The organism is Mycobacterium aquaticum (assembly GCF_002086485.1).
Lineage (GTDB): Bacteria > Actinomycetota > Actinomycetes > Mycobacteriales > Mycobacteriaceae > Mycobacterium > Mycobacterium aquaticum.
The window spans coordinates 142,673-161,409 of record NZ_MVHF01000002.1; the positions used below are offsets into that span (position 1 = coordinate 142,673).

At 66.1% G+C, this 18,737-nt stretch carries 15 protein-coding genes; 3 read left to right on the forward strand and 12 right to left on the reverse strand.

Annotation, left to right across the window (positions count from 1 at the left end; all coding sequences use genetic code 11):
- Window positions 1-14: 14 nt before the first annotated feature.
- From BST13_RS02515 to BST13_RS02565, 11 genes are all read right to left on the reverse strand, one after another.
- The gene (locus tag BST13_RS02515; protein WP_083160290.1) at window positions 15-1,631 is read right to left on the reverse strand and encodes a GMC family oxidoreductase; all 1,617 of its coding nucleotides are present in this window, start codon (window positions 1,629-1,631) and stop codon (window positions 15-17) included.
- Window positions 1,632-1,644: 13 nt separating this feature from the next.
- Window positions 1,645-2,694, reverse strand: coding sequence for an aldo/keto reductase (locus BST13_RS02520; protein WP_083160292.1), 1,050 nt, complete (start codon window positions 2,692-2,694; stop codon window positions 1,645-1,647).
- A gap of 37 nt (window positions 2,695-2,731) precedes the next feature.
- Window positions 2,732-3,799 carry a 2,3-butanediol dehydrogenase gene (locus BST13_RS02525; RefSeq protein WP_083160294.1) on the reverse strand — a complete coding sequence of 356 codons (1,068 nt, stop codon included), beginning with the start codon at window positions 3,797-3,799 and terminating at the stop codon, window positions 2,732-2,734.
- Window positions 3,796-4,959, reverse strand: a complete 1,164-nt coding sequence (locus BST13_RS02530; RefSeq protein WP_083160750.1) for a glycerate kinase — start codon at window positions 4,957-4,959, stop codon at window positions 3,796-3,798. Before BST13_RS02530 ends, BST13_RS02525 begins: the two co-directional genes overlap by 4 nt.
- Window positions 4,956-5,981, reverse strand: coding sequence for an ABC transporter permease (locus tag BST13_RS02535; protein ID WP_083160296.1), 1,026 nt, complete (start codon window positions 5,979-5,981; stop codon window positions 4,956-4,958). The genes BST13_RS02530 and BST13_RS02535 overlap by 4 nt, the downstream gene beginning before the upstream one ends.
- Window positions 5,982-5,984: 3 nt before the next feature.
- Window positions 5,985-7,502 carry a sugar ABC transporter ATP-binding protein gene (locus BST13_RS02540; RefSeq protein ID WP_083160298.1) on the reverse strand — a complete coding sequence of 506 codons (1,518 nt, stop codon included), beginning with the start codon at window positions 7,500-7,502 and terminating at the stop codon, window positions 5,985-5,987.
- The gene (locus tag BST13_RS02545) at window positions 7,499-8,515 is read right to left on the reverse strand and encodes an ABC transporter permease (RefSeq protein WP_158087094.1); all 1,017 of its coding nucleotides are present in this window, start codon (window positions 8,513-8,515) and stop codon (window positions 7,499-7,501) included. The genes BST13_RS02540 and BST13_RS02545 overlap by 4 nt, the downstream gene beginning before the upstream one ends.
- Window positions 8,512-9,645, reverse strand: coding sequence for a sugar ABC transporter substrate-binding protein (locus tag BST13_RS02550; protein ID WP_083160302.1), 1,134 nt, complete (start codon window positions 9,643-9,645; stop codon window positions 8,512-8,514). The genes BST13_RS02545 and BST13_RS02550 overlap by 4 nt, the downstream gene beginning before the upstream one ends.
- On the reverse strand, window positions 9,642-11,243 hold the full coding sequence (locus tag BST13_RS02555; protein ID WP_083160304.1) for an acyl CoA:acetate/3-ketoacid CoA transferase: 1,602 nt from the start codon (window positions 11,241-11,243) through the stop codon (window positions 9,642-9,644). Before BST13_RS02555 ends, BST13_RS02550 begins: the two co-directional genes overlap by 4 nt.
- A gap of 526 nt (window positions 11,244-11,769) precedes the next feature.
- Entirely contained in the window at window positions 11,770-12,789 is a 1,020-nt protein-coding gene (locus BST13_RS02560) for a LacI family DNA-binding transcriptional regulator (RefSeq protein ID WP_083160306.1), read from the reverse strand.
- 176 nt (window positions 12,790-12,965) lie between these two features.
- The gene (locus BST13_RS02565) at window positions 12,966-14,450 is read right to left on the reverse strand and encodes an aldehyde dehydrogenase family protein (protein ID WP_083160308.1); all 1,485 of its coding nucleotides are present in this window, start codon (window positions 14,448-14,450) and stop codon (window positions 12,966-12,968) included.
- 131 nt (window positions 14,451-14,581) lie between these two features.
- Here BST13_RS02565 and BST13_RS02570 point away from each other — a divergent pair, with 131 nt between their 5' ends.
- The gene (locus BST13_RS02570; RefSeq protein ID WP_083160310.1) at window positions 14,582-15,742 is read left to right on the forward strand and encodes a DUF993 family protein; all 1,161 of its coding nucleotides are present in this window, start codon (window positions 14,582-14,584) and stop codon (window positions 15,740-15,742) included.
- Between the two features lie 27 nt (window positions 15,743-15,769).
- On the opposite strand, the gene BST13_RS02575 is transcribed toward BST13_RS02570, so the two are convergent.
- Entirely contained in the window at window positions 15,770-16,576 is an 807-nt protein-coding gene (locus BST13_RS02575; RefSeq protein ID WP_083160312.1) for a sugar phosphate isomerase/epimerase family protein, read from the reverse strand.
- A 214-nt stretch (window positions 16,577-16,790) separates the two neighbouring features.
- On the opposite strand from BST13_RS02575, the gene BST13_RS02580 reads away from it, so the two are divergent.
- Window positions 16,791-17,972, forward strand: a complete 1,182-nt coding sequence (locus BST13_RS02580; RefSeq protein ID WP_083160314.1) for an acyl-CoA dehydrogenase family protein — start codon at window positions 16,791-16,793, stop codon at window positions 17,970-17,972.
- Window positions 17,969-18,715 carry an SDR family NAD(P)-dependent oxidoreductase gene (locus tag BST13_RS02585; protein WP_083160316.1) on the forward strand — a complete coding sequence of 249 codons (747 nt, stop codon included), beginning with the start codon at window positions 17,969-17,971 and terminating at the stop codon, window positions 18,713-18,715. Before BST13_RS02580 ends, BST13_RS02585 begins: the two co-directional genes overlap by 4 nt.
- Window positions 18,716-18,737 lie beyond the last annotated feature (22 nt).

Genomic DNA, 18,737 nt, shown 5'->3' on the forward strand with positions numbered 1-18,737 from the left:
TGGGGTGGCGATGGCTAGGCGATGCGCTCCCGCCCGCGGATGAGGTCAACGGCCTTCTCGGCGATCATCACGGTCGGCGCCTGGGTGTTGGAGCTGACTATGGCCGGCATGATGGACGAGTCGATGACCCGCAGGCCTTCCATGCCGTGCACGCGCAGGTCGCTGTCGACCACCGACTGGTCGGTGTCCCCCATGGCACACGACCCGACCGGGTGGTAGGAGGTGCGGCCGTAGGCCTTCACGAACCGGATGTAGTCGTCCGTGGTGCGAAGGTCGCTTTGGCCGGCGAGGTGTTCCTTCTTGATGTGCTTGCTCATCGACGGTTGTGCCATGATCTCGCGACTCTGCCGAACGCCGGCGGCGCTGATCTCCACGTCGTAGTCGTCATCCAAGAAGTTGGGGTCGATGATCGGTTGGACGGTCGGGTCGGTGGATCCGACGCGCACGGTGCCCCGGCTCAGGGGGCGCAGGAAATAGCTGTTGAGCGTGACGCCGTATCCAGGTCGGACAGCAGCGATACCCGCTTCCACACCCGCCGCCGGCAGGAAGTGGAATTGCAGGTCCGGGTCATCGATCTCGGGCGTGGACCGGGTGAACGCGCCCGCTTCGACCACAGTCGAGGCCAACGGGCCCGACCGGAAGGCAAGGTACTCCAACCCGGCGACCGCGGTGGCCGGTCGGACCAGGTTGAGCCGATCCATACTCTGGTACTGGCGCAGCTCATAGATGATGTCCAGGTCGCAGTGGTCATGCAGGTTCTTACCGACACCGACGAGCGGGTGCCGCACCTCGATACCCAGCGGTGTGAGATCGGCGGGGTCGCCGATTCCGGACAGTTGCAGGATCTTCGGCGAGCTGAAGGCGCCGCCCGATAACAGCACTTCGCGGGTAGCCCGGAACTGGGCAGTGGTTCCGTCGTGCAGAGTTTCCACGCCGACCGCACGCTTGCCTTCCAACAGAATCCGGGTCACCAAATGTTGGGTCAGTACCGTGAGGTTCGGCCGTTTGCGCGCCGGGCGGATGTATCCCGTGGCCGTGCTGCACCGGCGGTGGTGCTGGGTGGTGGTCTGATAAAACCCCGAGCCGTACTGGGTTTCGCCGTTGAAGTCGGCGTTGTAGGGAAGGCCGTACTCCTGCCCGGCTTTCACGAACGCCTCGGACAGCGGGTGCGGTTCGGCGATGTCGGACACCCCCATCGGACCGGTCGTGCCGTGATACGGGGCCGAGAGGCGATTGTTGTTCTCCGACAGCAGGAAATACTTCTGGATGTCGTCGAACGACCAGCCCTTGGCCCCGTAGTCGCGGTCCCACGTGTCGTAGTCCGCGGCGATGCCGCGGGTGAACACCTGGGCGTTGATGGAGCCGCCGCCGCCCAGGACCTTGCCCTGCGGCAACAGGATCACCCGGTCGCCGCAGGCCTTCTGCGGGGCGCTGGTGAACCCCCATTGGTAGGGGCCTGCGGTGAGTTTGGCGAAGCCGGCGGGCACGTGAATGAACGGGTGGCGGTCGCTGCGGCCGGCCTCGATCAGCAGCACCCGGATCGCCGGGTCCTCGGTGAGACGGCCGGCGAGGACGCAGCCGGCGGTCCCGCCGCCGATGACGACGTAGTCATAGGAGGTGTTGTTGTGCATCGGAACTTCTTCCTTACCTGGGAGAGCGGATGGATGGATGTGGTTGGTGGGCAGCGGTTTCGGGTGTGGGTGCCTGGTCATCGACGAGACCGGCCTGCCGGCAGTCCGACCACAGCGCGGCCGGGATGTCGGTGTTGAGCCAGGTGAGGTTCTGGGCCTGCTGGTCGACGGTGCGGGCACCGAGAATGACTTGTTTGACCACGGGATGGGCGAGTGCGAAGGCGATCGCGGTCGCGGGCAGCGGCACGTCGTGCGCCCGGCACACCTCGTCCAACCGCCGTGCTCGTTCCAGGATGTCCGGCGGTGCCGGCGCGTAGTTGAACTTGGCGCCGGGGACGGGCCCGGTGGCCAGCACTCCGGAGTTGAAGACGCCGCCGAGCAGGACGGCGATGTCACGGTCCTGGCACAGGGGGAACAGGGTGTGGGCCGGTTGCTGCTCGAGCAGCGTGTACCGGCCGGCCAGCAGCAGGCAGTCGATGTCGACTCGTTCGACGACGTCGCGACAGACATCGGCTTCGTTGACCCCCACGCCGATGGCCCGGACCAGGCCCTCGTCGCGCAGCCGGATCAGGGCCGGAAAGGCCCCGGCGATGGCTTCAGCGAAGCGCTGCGGTTGTGCGTCGCCGTGGGTGTATCGGTCGATGTCGTGCACGAACAGGATGTCGAACCGGTCCTGGCACATGCGTTGCAGGCTGTCCTCGACCTGCCTGAGGACTGCGTCGTAGGAGTAGTCGAACTCGGCCCGCAACGGCGGTACGTCGACCCATACTCCGGTGTCGAAGCTGCCCCGAGGAGCGGGTGTCAGCGTGCGGCCGACTTTGGTCGACAGCACGTATTCGTCGCGGTCATGCTCCATCAGTGCGTGGCCGAGTCGGTGCTCGGACAGCCCGTGTCCGTACATCGGCGCGGTGTCGTAGGCCCGGATACCGGCGGCCCAGGCGGCGTCGATTTGAGCTTGGGCGTCGGTGGCTGAAATGGGGCGGAAGATGTTTCCGATCGGTGCACCGCCATAGCCGACAACGGTGACGTCGATGCTGCCCCGGGGGATGGTGCGAATATCCATGCGAACTCCAGTGTTTCGAGGTGGACAGATGGCCGGCTTACGCTCCTGGCCGCACCAGGATCTTGATGTGTTGCTCCTTGTTGTCGATCAGTTCGGTGAAGCCGTGATCGACGACGTCGGTCAGCGCGATCCGGGCGGTGATCATCCTGCTGGGTTCGATGCGCTCGTCGGCGAGCGCGGCGATCACTGCGGGGTAGTCATCGCCGGCGTAACACAGGCCCGAGCGCAGGTTCCGTTCCCCGGACAGCAGCAGACCCATGTCGATGGGCGCACTGTCCTCCCAGATGGCGACGTTGTAGGCCGTTCCGGCGGGTCGGACAGCGGCCAGTGCGGTGTTGATCGTGGCCGGCAGCCCGGAGGCGTCGAAGCTGACGTGCGGGCCGACGCCGTCGACGGCCGCCCGGCTCAGTGCCACGACATCGTCGGTCCTGGGGTCGTAAACCGCGTGGGCACCGAAGGATTCGGCCATCGCTTTGCGGGCCGTCGACGGCTCGGATACCCCCACCCAGCTCGCCCCGGCGGCCCGAAGGCACAGCAGCAGGGCCAGACCGATCGGACCTCCACCGATCACCAGGGCCGACTGTTCGGGTCGGAATCCGGATTGGACCACCGCGTGCCAGGCGACAGCCAACGGCTCGACCAGTGCCCCCATTTCGGTAGATACGCCCGGCGGCAGGACGTGCACATTGCGCCGGTCCACGGCGCAGTACTCGGCCAGGCCGCCACCGTAACCGGCCAGTCCGTACACACCGCCGCGCTCGCAGATGTTGTAATCGCCTGCTCGGCATTGGGGGCAGGCATCACAGCGCAGCAAGGGCTCGACGGCGACCTGGTCACCGATGGCGACGTCGGTGACGTCGTCACCCACTTCGACTACGGTGCCGGCGAATTCGTGACCCATGACGACCGGGGGGACTTCGGCGGTCAAGGGGTGCGGGTGGTCCGCGCTCGGAATGAAGATCGGCCCGGCCTGAAACTCGTGCAGGTCTGTGCCACAGATACCGCACCAGTCGACTTCGATCAGGACCTGCCCGGATCCGGGGCGGGGTTTCGGAACATCTTCCACCCGTAGGTCGTTGGCGCCGTGGAATCGGAGAGCCTTCATTGTTCGTCCTGTCGTTGTGCGCCTGCGGCGGGCGTGGCGGTCAGTTCAAGAGCCGTTTGGGCGAGTAGAAATCCGGTGTGCCGCAACAGGTCTGCCGCGTTCCGCATCGCCAGCCTCGGGTCGGGTTCGAGGTCGACCAGTTGGTGGTGGCGGCGAATACCGAGCTGCGCCAGTCGTGTTGGTCTGGCCGTGATCCGCCCCGCGACCAACGCCACGGGTCTGCCGGTGCGAACAGCCCTGGAGATCACGGCCATGGGTGCCTTCCCGGCCTCTGACTGGTCGTCCCACGACCCCTCCCCGGTCACTACCAGTGCAGCTGCGCGCAGCCGTTCGTCCAACCCGATGGCGTCCAGGACGAAGTCGGCGCCGCTGATGACCTCGGCGTTCAGAGCGGCGATCGCGGCTGCGGCAGTACCGCCCGCGGCGCCGGCTCCCGGAACGCCCGTGACATCGACGCCGGTCTCGTTGTGCAGCAACCCAGCCCAGGCCGCGAGCCCGCGGTCCAGGGTGGCGGTATCGCCGGCCGTGACGCCCTTCTGCGGCCCGTACAGGTGCGCGGCGCCGGCAGGCCCGGTCAGTGGACTCGTGACGTCGGTCGCCACCGAGAACCGGACCCGCCGTACCCGAGGGTCGAGCGTCGACAGGTCCAGCGTGTGGGCCGCCAGTAGACCGCGACCGTCCGGGCTGCAGGGCGCGCCGGCGGCATCCAGAACCCGGGCGCCGAGACCGAGAAGCAGCCCCATCCCACCGTCGGTGGAGGCACTGCCGCCGAGGGCGAGCACGATGTGACGGGCACCCGCCTCGATGGCCGCCAACGCCACGGTGCCGACACCCAGAGTGCCGCTACGCCACGGTTCCAGACGACCTCCTGGCAATGCGGCCAGGCCGCACACGGATGCGAGCTCAATGACCGCCGCATCGTCCTTGCGGGCGAACGTCGCGATGGTCGGATTGCCCAGTGGACCATGCCCTGCTACCCGGGCACGCTCGAACCCGTTTGATGCCAGGGCATCGAGGGTGCCGTCCCCGCCGTCGGCGACGGGGCAGGTCACCGCCGGGTGCCCGGCGGTGGTGATCCCGTCGGCGACGGCCCGGCACGCGGCATCCGCGTCGATGGATCCCTTGAACTTGTCGAGGGCCACCAGCACCGGGGTGGTCATGCGACCACGACGGTTCGCTGCCGGTCCACGGTCGCGACGATGGCAAAGATCACGATCAGGCCGTAGAGGATCGGCTGGATCGCCGACGCGACGCCGGCGATGTCCAGCCCGACCCGCAGCACCGTGATCACCAGGGCGCCGAGCAGGGTGCGGCCGACGCCGCCGACCCCCCCGGAGATCGACGTGCCACCGATGATGACCGCGGCGATGGCCGGCAGGAGCAGGGACGTGGAGGTGGACGCCCCGGCGGACTGCAGCTGCGCGGTCTGGAAGACGGCGGCCAGCGCGGCGAACAGACCGCTGCCGACGAATGCCAGGATGACGATCAGCTGGGTGCGGATTCCGCTGTAGGCGGCCGCCCGTTCGTTCAACCCGACGGCCTTGATCTGCCGGCCGACCGGCAGTCCCCGCAGTGCCGCCATCAGCGCCACGGTGATCACCATGACCAGCACGAAGGAGATGGGGATTCCGTACCAGCGGTTGAAGATCCATTCCACGTACTGGTAGCCGTCGAGCACCAGCACCGTGTTGGCCTGGGCCAGCATCAGCGACAGTCCGGACCACACCCCCATCGCGCCGAGGGTGACGATGAACGACGGCACTTGCGCCTTGACGTGAACCCATCCGGCCAAGGCACCGGCCAGTGCGCCGCCGATGAGGATCAGCGGGACAGCCACCACCCCCAGCGTGCCCAGCGCCTTCGCGACCAGCACGCCGGTGAGGCTGGCCAGGGCGGCGTTGCCCAGGTCGATCCGCCCGGTCAGCACGACCAGGCATTGGCCGATGGCCAGCAGCGCCAGAGGGGTGGACTGCTCGAGCAGCGAGGCGAAGCTGCGCGCGGTGAAGAACTTGTGGTCGATGGCGCCGATCGCGACGACCAGCACCACCAGCACCAGCAGTGGCGCCAGCCCGATGTCCTGCACCCGGCGCAGCATCGTGGTTTGCGCCTTCCCGCCGGGTTTGTTCCCGGTCGAGGCTGTCGCGGCGGTCGTCGGGTCCGGGGTTTCCGGAAGTGTTGTCATCGCTCACACCATCCTTGCCAGCACGTCGGTCTTGTCCGGCCGATTGGTCGGGGTCGAGGGAAACTCACCGGTGATGCGGCCGTCTTTCATCGTGATGACCCGGTGGCTCATCGCGATACCTTCGTCGAGGGTGTCCGCGATCAGCAGCACTGACAGGCCATGGGCCGCCAGCTCACGGATCAACCGGTAGACATCGGCCTTGGCGCCGATGTCGAGGCCCCGTGTGGGGGTGTCCAGGATCAGCAGGCGCAGGTCGGGGTCCAGCAGCCACTTGGCGAGCACGACCTTCTGCTGGTTGCCCCCGGACAGTGTCCGCATCAAGGTCGCCGCCGACGGGGTTTTCACCCGGAGCCGGTCCAGCCAGCTGCGGACCGTCCTGTGTTCCAGGGCCGGATCGATGAACGGGCCGCGGCACACCTGGTCGGGGTGCGCCAGGGTCAGGTTGTCGTTCACGCTCATGCCCAGGACCGCACCGTCGATCTTGCGTTCGGATGGGATGTATCCGATACCGTCCCGCACGGCCTGGGTCGGGGTGCGAAAGCGCAGCGCCTGACCGTCCAGGGTCACGGTGCCCGATTGGACCGGGACAGCGCCGAACAGGGCACGGCCCAGGTATTCGCGGCCGCTTTCTTGCACACCCATCAGCGCGACCACCTCACCGCGGGCCACGGTCAGCGACACGTCGTGGAAGTGATCGCCGGAGAGTTTCGAGATCTCCAGTCGTACTTGATCTTCCGGCTCCACTTGGCCTTCTTCGTGGTAGAAGCCCTGGTGTCGTTCTTCGCCGACCATCAGTTCGTAGAGCTCGTGTTCGGCCACCGTCTTCGGGTCCCGGACGGCGACCACTTCGCCGTCGCGCATGATGTAGACGCGGTCGCAGACGGCCAGCACCTCGTTCATGCGGTGCGAAACGAACACCACGCTGGCGCGTTTCTTGAGTTCTCGCACGATCTGGTAAAGCTTCTCGATTTCGTCGTGCTCGAGCACCGAGGTCGGTTCGTCGAGCAGGATCACCGGTTCGTGCTCGGTGCGGTCACCGGTGGCCAGGGCCTTGGCGACCTCGACCATCTGCCGCTGCGCGAACGGCAGCGATTCGGTGATCGCCGCGGCGTCCAGTCCGGTGCCGACCTGGTCGAGGTAGCTCTGGGCGCGCTTGCGCAGCTCCGACCACCGGTACACGCCGCCCCGGACGGTGTTGCCCTCGTTTCCCAGCAGCACGTTCTCGGCAACGGTGATGTTGGGCAGCAGGGACTGCTCCTGATAGACCATCGCCACGCCCTCGCGTACGGCGTCGCCGACGCCGCCGAAGGACACTGGTTGGTCCCGAAGGATCACGTCGCCGCTGTCCGGGCGTTGGACCCCGGACAGGATCTTCAGCAGCGTCGATTTTCCGGCTCCGTTTTCCCCGATCAGACCAACCACTTCGTGTGGGTGGACTTCGATCGAGACATCTTTGAGCGCTTTGACTCCGGGGAAGCTCTTGCTGATGTTGCGTACCCCGAAAACCACGGAGGAAGTCATTTCACCACCCTCAAACGTGCGCGCAGCCGCCACATCGTGATGACCGCGGCGATGACAACGATGGCCCCGAGGACCGCCTGTTGGATGAACGAGTTGACGCCGGCCAGCACCATGCCGTTGGCCAGGGCGACCATCACGCACACGCCGACGACCGAGTGCAGCACGCCGCCGCGGCCACCGGTCAGCACGGTGCCGCCGATGACGACGCCCGCGATGGTCACGAACAGTTGACCGGTGCCGATACCCACATCCCCGACGCCGGTCCGGGCGGTGGCCATGGCGCCGGCCAGCCCGGCGCACAACCCGGCCAGGATGAACCCGTAGACCCGGACCCGGCGCACCGGAATTCCGGACAGCTGGGCGATGTCCTCGCCGCCGCCCACCACCATCGCGTACCGGCCGAACCTCGAGTAGTGCTGGATCCAAATCCCGATCAGCACAACGACGATCGCCGTCCACACCAGGATCGGGAGCCCCAGCACCCGGTCCACGGCGAAGCTGAGGAACCCGCTGTCCTGAATGCGGGGCGGCTTGCCGCCGAACAGCAGCTGAGCGATGCCGAGGCCGATCTGCCAGGTACCGATGGTGACGATGAACGATGGCACCCGCAGATAGGCCACCGATAATCCGGACAACGCACCGAGTGCCGCGCCGAGCGCCATGGCCACCACGACCGCCCACAGTCCGAGGTCGTTACCGTTGCGGTCATTGAGCAGCAGCACCGCGGTGACCATGCCGGTGGCACCCATCACGCCCTCCAGGGACAGGTCGATGCTGCCCATCAACACCACGAAGCTGAGGCCGACCGCGAGCACGGCCGGCACTGCGCTTTGGATCGCCAGGGTCGAAAGGTTGCCCAGTGAAAGGAAACTCGGGTTCACCGCCAGCATCACCAGGGTGATCAGCACCAGTACGGCCAGCGCCGGCACCGGCACTCGCTCCGAGCGGAGCACCCTGCGCAAGCGGCTGGGCAGGGGCGGTGGTGACGTCACGATCGTCGTTGCGGCGCTCATGACTGGACCTGCTGTCCCACGGGCGCCCATAGGTCGGAGAAGTTCAGTTTCGAGGTGTCGGCCGGATCGCCGACCGTGGCCACGTTGGCGGCGGTGACGACGGGCAACGGCTTGAGGTAGAAGGCGCGGTGATCGGCGGGCTCGGTGGCCGGATCGATCTGGCCGGTCGCCGCCGCAAATCCGAAGTTCAGCCCGTAGGCCCCCTGTTGGACCGCCGTGGACTGGGTGGTGGCCACGTAACCGCTGCTCGGGTCGGCAACCGCGCCGAGCGCCTCCTTGAGTCCGTCGATGCCGGTGACCTTGATCTTTCCGGTCTTGCCGGCGCCCTTGATCGCCGAAAGCGCACCCAGCGCCATGGAGTCGCTGGCAGCCCACACGCCGTTGATCTGGTCGCCGTATTTGGTCAGCAACGACTGGGTGACGTCCTGCCCCTTGGTGCGGTCCCAGCCGGCGGTCTGGTCCTCGAGCAGTTTGATGTTCGGGTACTCGGCCAGCGCCTTTTGCAGACCCTTGAAGCGTTCTTGAGCCGGGGCGTTGTCGAGGATGCCCTGCAGGGCGATGATCGAGCCCTTTCCGCCCATCGCCTCGAACAGTGCCTTGGCGGTGTCGTAACCCTGCGGGACGCCGTTGACCGACATGTGCGCGACCCAGTGCGAGTCCTTCGCGGACGGCAGCAAGCCCGGTGGGGTATTCCATTGAGTGACCAGCCAGGCTCCGGCGTTGTCGACCGCCTTGACCATCGAGGGGACGATGGCGGCTTCGTTCGGGTCGATGTTGAGCACCACGCACTCGCCGCCGTTGGCCAACAGCGACTTGATCTGACTCAGTTGCTTGCCGGAGTCACCCTCGCTGGCGATCCATTTGTAGTTGTGGGTCAGGCCCTTGGCCGCGGCGAACGCCCTGGCGCCGGCATCGACGCTGACGTAATACTCGTTCTCCAGGCCGCGGCCGGATTGCACCAGCGTGACGTCCTCGGGCTTGCACGTCCCCTTGGCGGTCAGGTCGCCGGTCGATCCGCCGGCGCAGCCGGTCAGGGTCGTGGCGACGAGCACGCCGGCGGTCACGCCGAGCACCAGTGTCTGGCGGCCCGAACCGATGCGTAGCCGCTGGGCGGCAGTCCACTTCATCATGATGAGACCTTTTCTGTGGGGGAGTGGTGCACGGTTTCAGCCCCGGTGAGCACACCGGGCTGGGTCGACGACCGGAAAACCTCGGCGGGCATCGGCCGGACGTGACCGATGTTTGGCCGGAAGTCCATGTGCGCCAATATGTCCCGTTCGAGGTCGACCCCCGGCGCGACTTCGACCAGGGTGATGCCCCGGTCATCGAGTTCGAACACGGCCCGTTCGGTGATGTACAGGGCTGGCTGACCGGTCCGGCGGGCGTTGGCTGCGGCGAACGTCAGGTGACCGACCAGGGGCACGAACTTGTGCAGGGTGCCTTCGGCAACGATGGTCAGGTTTCCGTCGCCGACCTCGATCTTCAGTCCTTTGCCGGTGAACGTGCCGCAGAACACGACTCGTTTGGCACCATTGACGATGTCGATGAATCCGCCGGGTCCAACGGTGGTCCGGCCCAGCTTGCTGACGTTGACGTTGCCATGGGAATCGACCTCGCCCATGCCCAGGATCGACAGGTCGATCATCCCCGAGGCGAAGAACTCGAACTGCAGGAGCGAGGAGAACACCGCCTGCGGGTACCGGCTCAGGCCGAAAAGTGCTCCCGTTTCTGGGAATCCGCCGACGGGCCCCTGCTCGATACACAGGGTGACGTCGTCGAGTCGGCCCTGTTCGATCAACACGTCGACGGCGCCGGCGCTCATGCCGTAGCCGACGTTGAGCACACAGCCGGACTGCACCTCCATCGCGGCGCGGCGGGCAATGACCCCGCGAGCACCTTCGATCGGGCTGATCGCCGGGTGGAAACTGTTTTCAAAGTGACCAGGGGTATAGAAGGCCGGTTCCAGCTGGGAGACCCGTGATTGTTGCTGTTCCGGGTGCTCGACAATGACGTCGACCAGTGGCGAGGGGACCAGCATCAGCCGTGGATCCAGTGCGCCATCGGCGACGACCTGCCGGACTTGGGCCACAACGATGCCGCCATTGCCGCGGGCGGCGATGGCAACGGCCTGGGCGTCCAGGCTGGACGCCTCCTGGTCGGCGCTGACATTGCCCGTGCGGTCGGCCGACCAGCCTCGGATGATGCCGACGTCGACCGGGAGCGGGCGGTAGTGCAAGTACTCCTGCCCGTCGATCTCGATGAGTTTCACCAGGTCGTCGGTCGCGGCGGCATTGATCTTGCCGCCGGACTCTCGAGGATCGACAAATGTGTGCAACCCGACCTTGGTGATCAGCCCTGGGCGCCCCGCGCCGCTGTCTCGCAGCAGTGCGGCGATGACCCCGGCCGGGAAGGAATATGCCTCGATCGCGTTGGTGGCCGCCAACTCCTGCATCCGTGGAGACCAGCTCCAATGGCCGCCGATGACCCGCTTGACCATGCCTTCGTGGGCGAACCGGGTCAGCCCGGTCGTTGTCCCGTCACCGATGCCCAGGCCGTGGACGATGGTCAGATCGCGGGGATGCCCCTCGGCCAGGAATCGTCGTTCCACGGCGGCGAACACGTGATCGGCTTCGAGGATGCCGCCGCCGGAACCGGTGAGCGCGACCACCGCACCGTCCTCGATGGTGCGGGCCACCTCATCCGCGTCGATGAACCGCGCGCCGGTCATCAGTCGCCCAGCCCAGTGTCGGCGGTCAGCTTGGTGCCGACCGCGAAACGATCGTCGGCGACCGACGGCGTGGCCATCGTGAATGTCAACGCGACTGCTTCGCACTGGTCGTTCCGTCTCCCTGGGATCAACATGCTCGCTCTCCTAAAATCGTGTAAGCGTTTTCTACCGTGATTTGGACCACAAGTCAATACCCCCTGTGACGGGGCAACCGAATGCCAGCGAAAACGATGCTACATAGGCGATATACTGCATGTATTGGGTTGTCAGCCGGATACGTCGACTTGAGTGCCTTGATCGACACAGATGCAGATAGCGCTTTCACTATGGACGGTGTTGGGCGTGCGGGCCCGCGCCCCGACGAGCCGATCAGGATTGCTGCAGAGGACGACCAGCATCGTTGTGGCGCCGTCAGGCCTGGCCTTCGGTCCGTGCCTGAGCGACCAGAAAGCCGTTACGGTGCAACAGGTTCAGCGCGCAAGCGCGGCGCCGGGGTTGGGTCGCTCACGGCGCGGTGATGGCAGCGTCAGCGCGGTGGCGCCGTCGACTCCCGCAGGATGACCTCGGCAGTCAACATCGGTGGCGAGTCTGAGGGCGTCTCGCCGGCAAGCATCAATTGCATCAGGCCCCACGCGGCTTGACCGAGGTCGACTTTGGGATTGGTCACCGTGGTCAACTTGGGTGCGATGTGGCGCGCGAGCACGTTGTCGTCGAAACCCGTCACCGACATGTCCTCGGGGACGCGAACGCCGTGGTCGCGCAACGCTGAGATCGCGCCGATCGCCGACAGGTCGTTGAAGCAGATCAATACCGAGGGATCATGGGAAAGAGCTTCCGGCACAGACGCATACGCGCCTTCGACGGTGCCGTCGCAGCTGACGTAGCTGGTCTCGAGCCCGAACATCGACAAACTCTGGATTGCCCGCCACCGTTCCCGGTTCTGCCATGCCAGTTCCGAACCACTCAGGTAGACGGCCCGGCGATGGCCCAACTGGGATAGGTGAGTGCACAGTTGCATCATCGGCGTGAAGTTGTCCACCGCCACCATCGGCAGATCGACACCGAGTTCGACGCGGTTCACCAGAACAACCGGGGCCTGGCGCCGCGCGAGCTGTTTGAGTCCGGCGGTGGCGATGCGACTGGACAACAGCACCAGACCGTCGACCTGCTCGAGCAAGTCCAGGGCGGTGTTCAGCTCCTGCTCAGGGTCACCGGCGGAGTCGGCGATAAGGATTCGGTAGCCGTGCTCGGACGCGCCACGATGCATTTGACTGACGAGATCGAAGAAGTAGGCGTTGGTCAGGTCCGGCAGCAGAACTCCGATGTTGCGCAAGGATCCCAGCGCCAGCCCCCGTGCGGCGCGGCTGGGCCGATACGACAGCTCCGCGACGGCCTGCTGCACTCGCGCGGCCAATTCAGGTTTGACCGCGGCAGAACCACTCATGACCCTGGACACGGTCGCAATCGACACGCCCGCCGCGTCGGCCACCGTACTGATCGTCACGCGGCCGGGTGTGGGCCCGGTCGTCGAGTTGCGTGTCGCCATCGCGGGCCTCCCATGATCGTGAAAAAACTATCACCGGCCAGGGCGTGCCGAATCATCTGCCACCGGACACCCGAGTCATCGCATGCTACCTGCGATTATTCCTGGGTTTGGGTTTCTTCACCATGTCATCTCTCTGCAATCGCTTTCTGTCGATCAGCTCTCGCCGCCGCCCCGGTTCACCGGAAGAACGGCTCGCGTTGACCGGTGCGGATCTGGATCGTCTTCACTTCGGTGAACTCGTCGAATCCGACCTGTCCCATCTCTCGCCCGTAGCCGCTGTTCTTGACCCCGCCACCGGGCAGTTGGGGTGCGCCGTCGATGGTGGTGTTGATCCACACGGTGCCGCTGTGCAGGGCGCGGCCGACGGTGAGCGCGGTGTCGATGTTCTTCGACCAGACGGTGTTTGCCAGACCGTATTCGACGGAGTTGGCCAGGCCGATCGCCTCTTCGGTGGTACCGAATCGGGTCACGGTGAGAACGGGGCCGAAGATTTCTTCTTGGAAGGCCGGGTTCTGGGGGGTGACCTCATCGAGAATCGTTGGGGCGAAGAAGAATCCGTCCCGCAGTTCCGGACTGTCCAGCCGAGCGCCGCCGAGCAGGACCCGGGCCCCGTGCTGCCGGCCGATGTTGACGTAATTGAGCACGGTTTCGAGGTGTTCGGCGTGGATGAGCGCCCCGATGTCGGAATCCTCGTCAAGAGGATGTCCCACGGCGAGTTCGCGCGCGCGACTGACCACAGCTGACAGGAATTCATCGGCGATGTCCTGGTGCACCAGCAGACGGGCGCCGGACACACAGCATTCACCCTGGTTGAAGAACACGCCGAACAGGACGCCATCGACGGCCGCCGTCAGGTCTGCGTCCGGGAACACGATGGTGGCCGCCTTACCCCCGAGCTCCATCGACAGTCGCTTGCTGTTGACCCCGGAGGCCTGGATGATGCGTTGCCCCACCGAGGTGCTGCCGGTGAACGACAGTACATCGATGTGTTCGGATTCGGCCAGGTGCTGGCCGACGACGGAGCCGCGGCCGGTGACGACGTTGAAGACACCGGCGGGCACACCGGCCTCGACGGTGAGACGGGCGATCTCCAGGGTGGTTCCGGAGGTCACTTCAGCGGGTTTGGCCACCGCGGTGCAGCCGGCGGCGAGCGCGAATGGCAGTTTCTGCATGAGCAGAAGCAACGGGAAGTTCCATGGGGTGATCATGCCGACGACCCCGGCCGGTTCGCGGGTCACCAGGCCGGTGAAGCCGGGGCCCAGGTTGGTGTGGACGTCCCCGTGCATCGTCAATGCGAGAGCTGCGGCGTACTCGGTCAAGCCGATGCTGGCTGCGACGTCGCCGCGGGCCAGTCGCAGCGGCTTGCCCGTCTCCTCGGCTTCGATGCGGGCAAGCTGTTCGGCGTCGCGTCGCGTCAGGGCGGCGAGGCGGTTGAGTATCCGGGATCGATCCTGGCCGGACAGGTGCGGCCAGGTGCCGGTGTCGAATGCGGTCCGGGCGGCCTCGACGGCTGCGCGGGCGTCCTCCACCGTACCGGCGACGTAACGGGCGACCAGCCGGCCGGTGGCCGGCGAGTGGCGATCGACCATGTTGGTCCCCGGAGGGCTCTCGTGGCCGTTGATGTGCAGCCCGTAACTGCGGACGGCGTTGTCAACCTGCATGGGTACCTCCAAGAAAGCGCTTGCTTGACGGTGAATGTGACACAGGTTACGGTACAACAGGCTATTTACCATGCGCAAGGGCCGTAGATCGGCATTAAAAGAAAGCGCTTACACATCGGAAGGTTTGGCACATGACGATTACGGTCACGATTCCTGGACCTGGCGGCGGCCAGCACGTGTTGCACGAGGGTCATGGCTATCCGGCGGTCTGCGCGCCATCGGTGTCCCGGGAGGCATATGCGGCGGCCCACGTCGTGGCGAACCCGCTGACGGCCTCGATGGCCGACTCCGGCGAGGGCACCATCGACTGGTCTGCGACATTGCGAATTCGCGAACGGATCTGGGATCTGGGGCTCGGGGTTGCCGAGGCGATGGATACCGCTCAGCGGGGAATGGGCCTGCCGTGGAGCGACGCGCAGACGTTGATCGACCTGACGTTGACCGCCGGCCGCGCCCGCAACGCAGCCACGGTGGTCGGAGTCAGCACTGACCAGCTTCCCGAGAACCTTCCCGCGTCCCTGGAGCAGATCACGCAGGCCTACATCGAGCAGGTCGAATTCGTCGAGCAGCGCGGCGGCACACCGGTGCTGATGGCCAGCCGCTGGCTTGCGGCCACGGCGCGCACGGCCGACGACTACCTGCAGGTGTACCGGGCGGTGCTGGTCGCCGCCCGCGGCCCGGTGCTGTTGCATTGGCTGGGCGTAGCATTCGATGCCCGTTTGGAAGGCTATTGGGGCAGCACGGATCTCGACGTCGCCACCCGGACCGTTCTGGACCTGATCGAGTCGGAGCCGGCCAAGATCGCGGGCATCAAGATCTCGCTACTGGACGCCGCCCGTGAGGTTCGGCTGCGCCGGCAGCTGCCCGCCGGAGTGAAGTTGTTCACCGGGGATGACTTCAACTACGTCGACCTCATCGCCGGTGACGAACTGGGCCACAGCCACGCGCTGCTCGGTGCGTTCGCCGCCATCACCCCGATCGCCGCCGCGGCACTGGCCCGCCTGGATGCCAGCGACGTGGACGGCTACCGCCGAATTCTTGAGCCGACACTTCCGTTGTCCCGATTGGTGTTTCAGGAACCCACCCAGTACTACAAGACCGGGGTGGCCTGGTTGTCCTACCTCAATGGGGACCAGCGGTCGTTCCGGATGATCGGCGGCCTGGATTCCGGACGCAACATCGCGCATCTGATCGAGCTGTTCGTCACCGCCAATGACATCGGCCTGTTCCGGGATCCGGCCCTGACCGCGCACCGGCTGAACACGTACCTCGCCGCGTACGGCCTGGCCTGACCTCGCAGGGCCGGCCGCGGCGGCAGATCACAGCGCCGCCGCCGCGGCAGCCGCGGCGGCAGCGGTGGTCTGCGCTGACTGCGCCCACCACCGACGACTGAGAACCTCGATCTCCACCAGACCCCGATAGCCGGCCTGCCGGGCCAGCCCGATGAATCCGGTCAGGTCGATGCACCCGTCGCCGGGCATCGCGCGGCTGTCCAGTTCGTCGCAGATTGGGGAAACCCAGTCCGCGACTTGAATACTGGCCATCAACCCGGCGGCGGCATCGAGCTCGGTATCGAGCCGGTGGTCCCACCAGACATGGTAGGCGTCGATCGCCAGCCCCACCCACTCCGAGCCGATCGCGCGGACCAGCGCCGTCGCCTCCTGGAGGCTGGTGATCGCGGATCTGCTGGCCGCCATCATCGGATGCATGGGTTCAACGGCCAGCCGGACCTGGGCCGCGCGAGCCACCGGCTCCAATGCGGCGATGCCGTCGGCGATCTGGGATCGCGAAACCGTGATGCCCGGCTGGACGACCGGGCCGCACACCAGCACCAGACATTCCGCACCCAGATCGTGCGCCTGCTCAACCGCTCTGCAGTTGTCCTCATGGATCGCGTCGGCGCGCGAAAGGTCTGTGTGCGTGAACATTCCACCGCGGCACACCGATGTGACCGCGATCCCCTCTGCCGTCGCACGCCGACGGAGGGAAGCCAGGTTCTGTCCTTCGAGTGTGTCGCGCCATAGGCCGACCCCTCCAAATCCGTTGGTGAGAGCCAGGTCGACGACCTGATCGGCAGGGGTGCCTTTGACGGTGACCGAGTTCAAACTCGCATCGCGAAGATCCATCAGTGTGCCGATCCGTGGGCGGCGCGGTGACGCGGCGTGCGGCGATCCATATTGTGGCCTTTCGTGAAAGCGCTTTCTGGTGTACGTTCGATCACATCGTACGTTGACTATGACCTGTTGTACATCGGCGATCTGGCGAACGTAGTCGGGCGAAAGCTCTTACAACAGCCAGTCTGGCGGCCACGCGTCCGCCATATCTAGAAAAGGAGCATTAATGTCATACGCCCCCGGAGCACGGCACAGCGTCATTCCCAGCACGGCGCTGGGCGCCGACGAACGCGCACTCGTCGCCGAGTTCGTCGACGAGCGCATCCGCCCGATCGCCACCGAACTCGACGAAACCGAACGCTTTCCGGCCGAGATCTTCGCCGAGATGGGCAAGATCGGACTTTTCGGTGTCACTGTTCCCGATGACGCCGGTGGCGTCGGCGGAACGGCTCTGGACTACCTGTTCGTGATGGAATCCCTGTCCTACGGGTACGCCTCAATCGCCGACCAATGCGGTCTGGTCGAGATTCTCGGCAGCCTGCTCAATTTGTATGGCACACCCGCGCAACGGGAACGGTACCTGGCGCCGCTACTCAGCGCCGAGAAGCTCGGTGCGTACGCGCTGACCGAGCCCGGTTCAGGGTCGGACCTCGGTTCGATCACCACGCGTGCCACCCGGACCGCCGAAGGCTGGCAGCTGCGCGGCGAGAAGATCTACATCCACAACGCCCCGGTCGCGGATTTCGCGGTGGTGCTGGCGGTGACCGACCCCGAACTCGGCAAGCGCGGCGGCATCTCGGTGTTCATCGTCGACGTCGACCAGCCCGGGGTCTCGCGCGCCTACCACGAGCACAAGATGGGTCAGCGTGCCTCGCAGGTCGGCGGTTTGGTGTTCGACGACGTTATCCTCAGCCCGGATGCCCTGCTCGGCGAGGAGGGTAAGGCGTTCGGCTACATGATGAAGGTTCTCGCCAAGGGTCGGCTCGGCATCGCAGGGTTGTCACTGGGGATCAGCCGGGCCGCTCTCGACTGCGCCGTACGGCAATCACTTGACCGCAGTCAGTTCGGCAAACCCATCGCCGACAATCAGGCGATCTCGTTCTCGCTGGCCACGATCGCGACCGAGCTTCGCGCCGCCACCGCACTGTGCGTGACCGCCGCCCAAGCCATCGACGCCGGCGCGGACGACGCAGAAATGCTGTGCTCCATGGCAAAACTCACCGCCTCGGAGAACTGCGTCCGACACACCGACGCGGCGCTGCAGGTCTTCGGCGGCAACGGATTCATCCGTGGGTACGAAATCGAGCGGCTCTACCGCGACGCCCGGATCACCAAGATCTACGAGGGCACCAGCGAGATGCAGCGCCTCATCATCAGCCGCGCACTCCTGAAGGGAGCTCAGGCATGACCACCGCCGCCGCTCCGGATCGGACCACCCGGGTAGCGATCGTGACCGGTGCCGCCAGCGGCATCGGGGCAGCGATCGCCCGTCGCCTCAGTCACCACGGAGTCCGTGTCGTCGCCCTGGATCGCTCGGAGGCGGTGCGCGACATCGCCCAGGAGATCGGCGGGCGCGGGCTCGTCGGAGATATCACCGATGCGGCATTCACCGCCAACGCGGTCGAACTTGCCCAAAACACCGAAGGGCGACTGGACATCCTCGTCAACGCCGCTGGCATCCAGCACCGAACCGACGCGGTCGACATCGACGAAGACAGCTGGAGCCGGCTCCTGGAGGTCAACCTGTCCGCGGCATACCGCCTGAGCCGGCAGTCGGCCAAGGCGCTCGCCGCGACGCACGGGTGCATCGTCAACATCGCATCACTGTCGGCCGACCGCGCCGTGCCCGGCATCGTGCCCTACGGGGCCACCAAAGCTGCGCTGGTTCAGCTCAGCCGCGGGCTTGCCGTCGAAATGGGCCCGGACGGTGTCCGGGTGAACGCCGTTGCGCCGGGCTACATCGAAACACCGATGACACGGGATGTGCTGTCGCAGGATGAGTTTCGTTCCAGGGTTCTCAGCCGGATCCCGCTGCGCCGGCTCGCCGATGGCGACGACGTAGCCGACGTCGTGGTCTTCCTGACCTCCACGGCGGCTCGTTACGTGACCGGCGTGGTGTTGCCGGTCGACGGTGGCTATTCGATCACCTGATTCAAGTTTTCCACAGAACGAA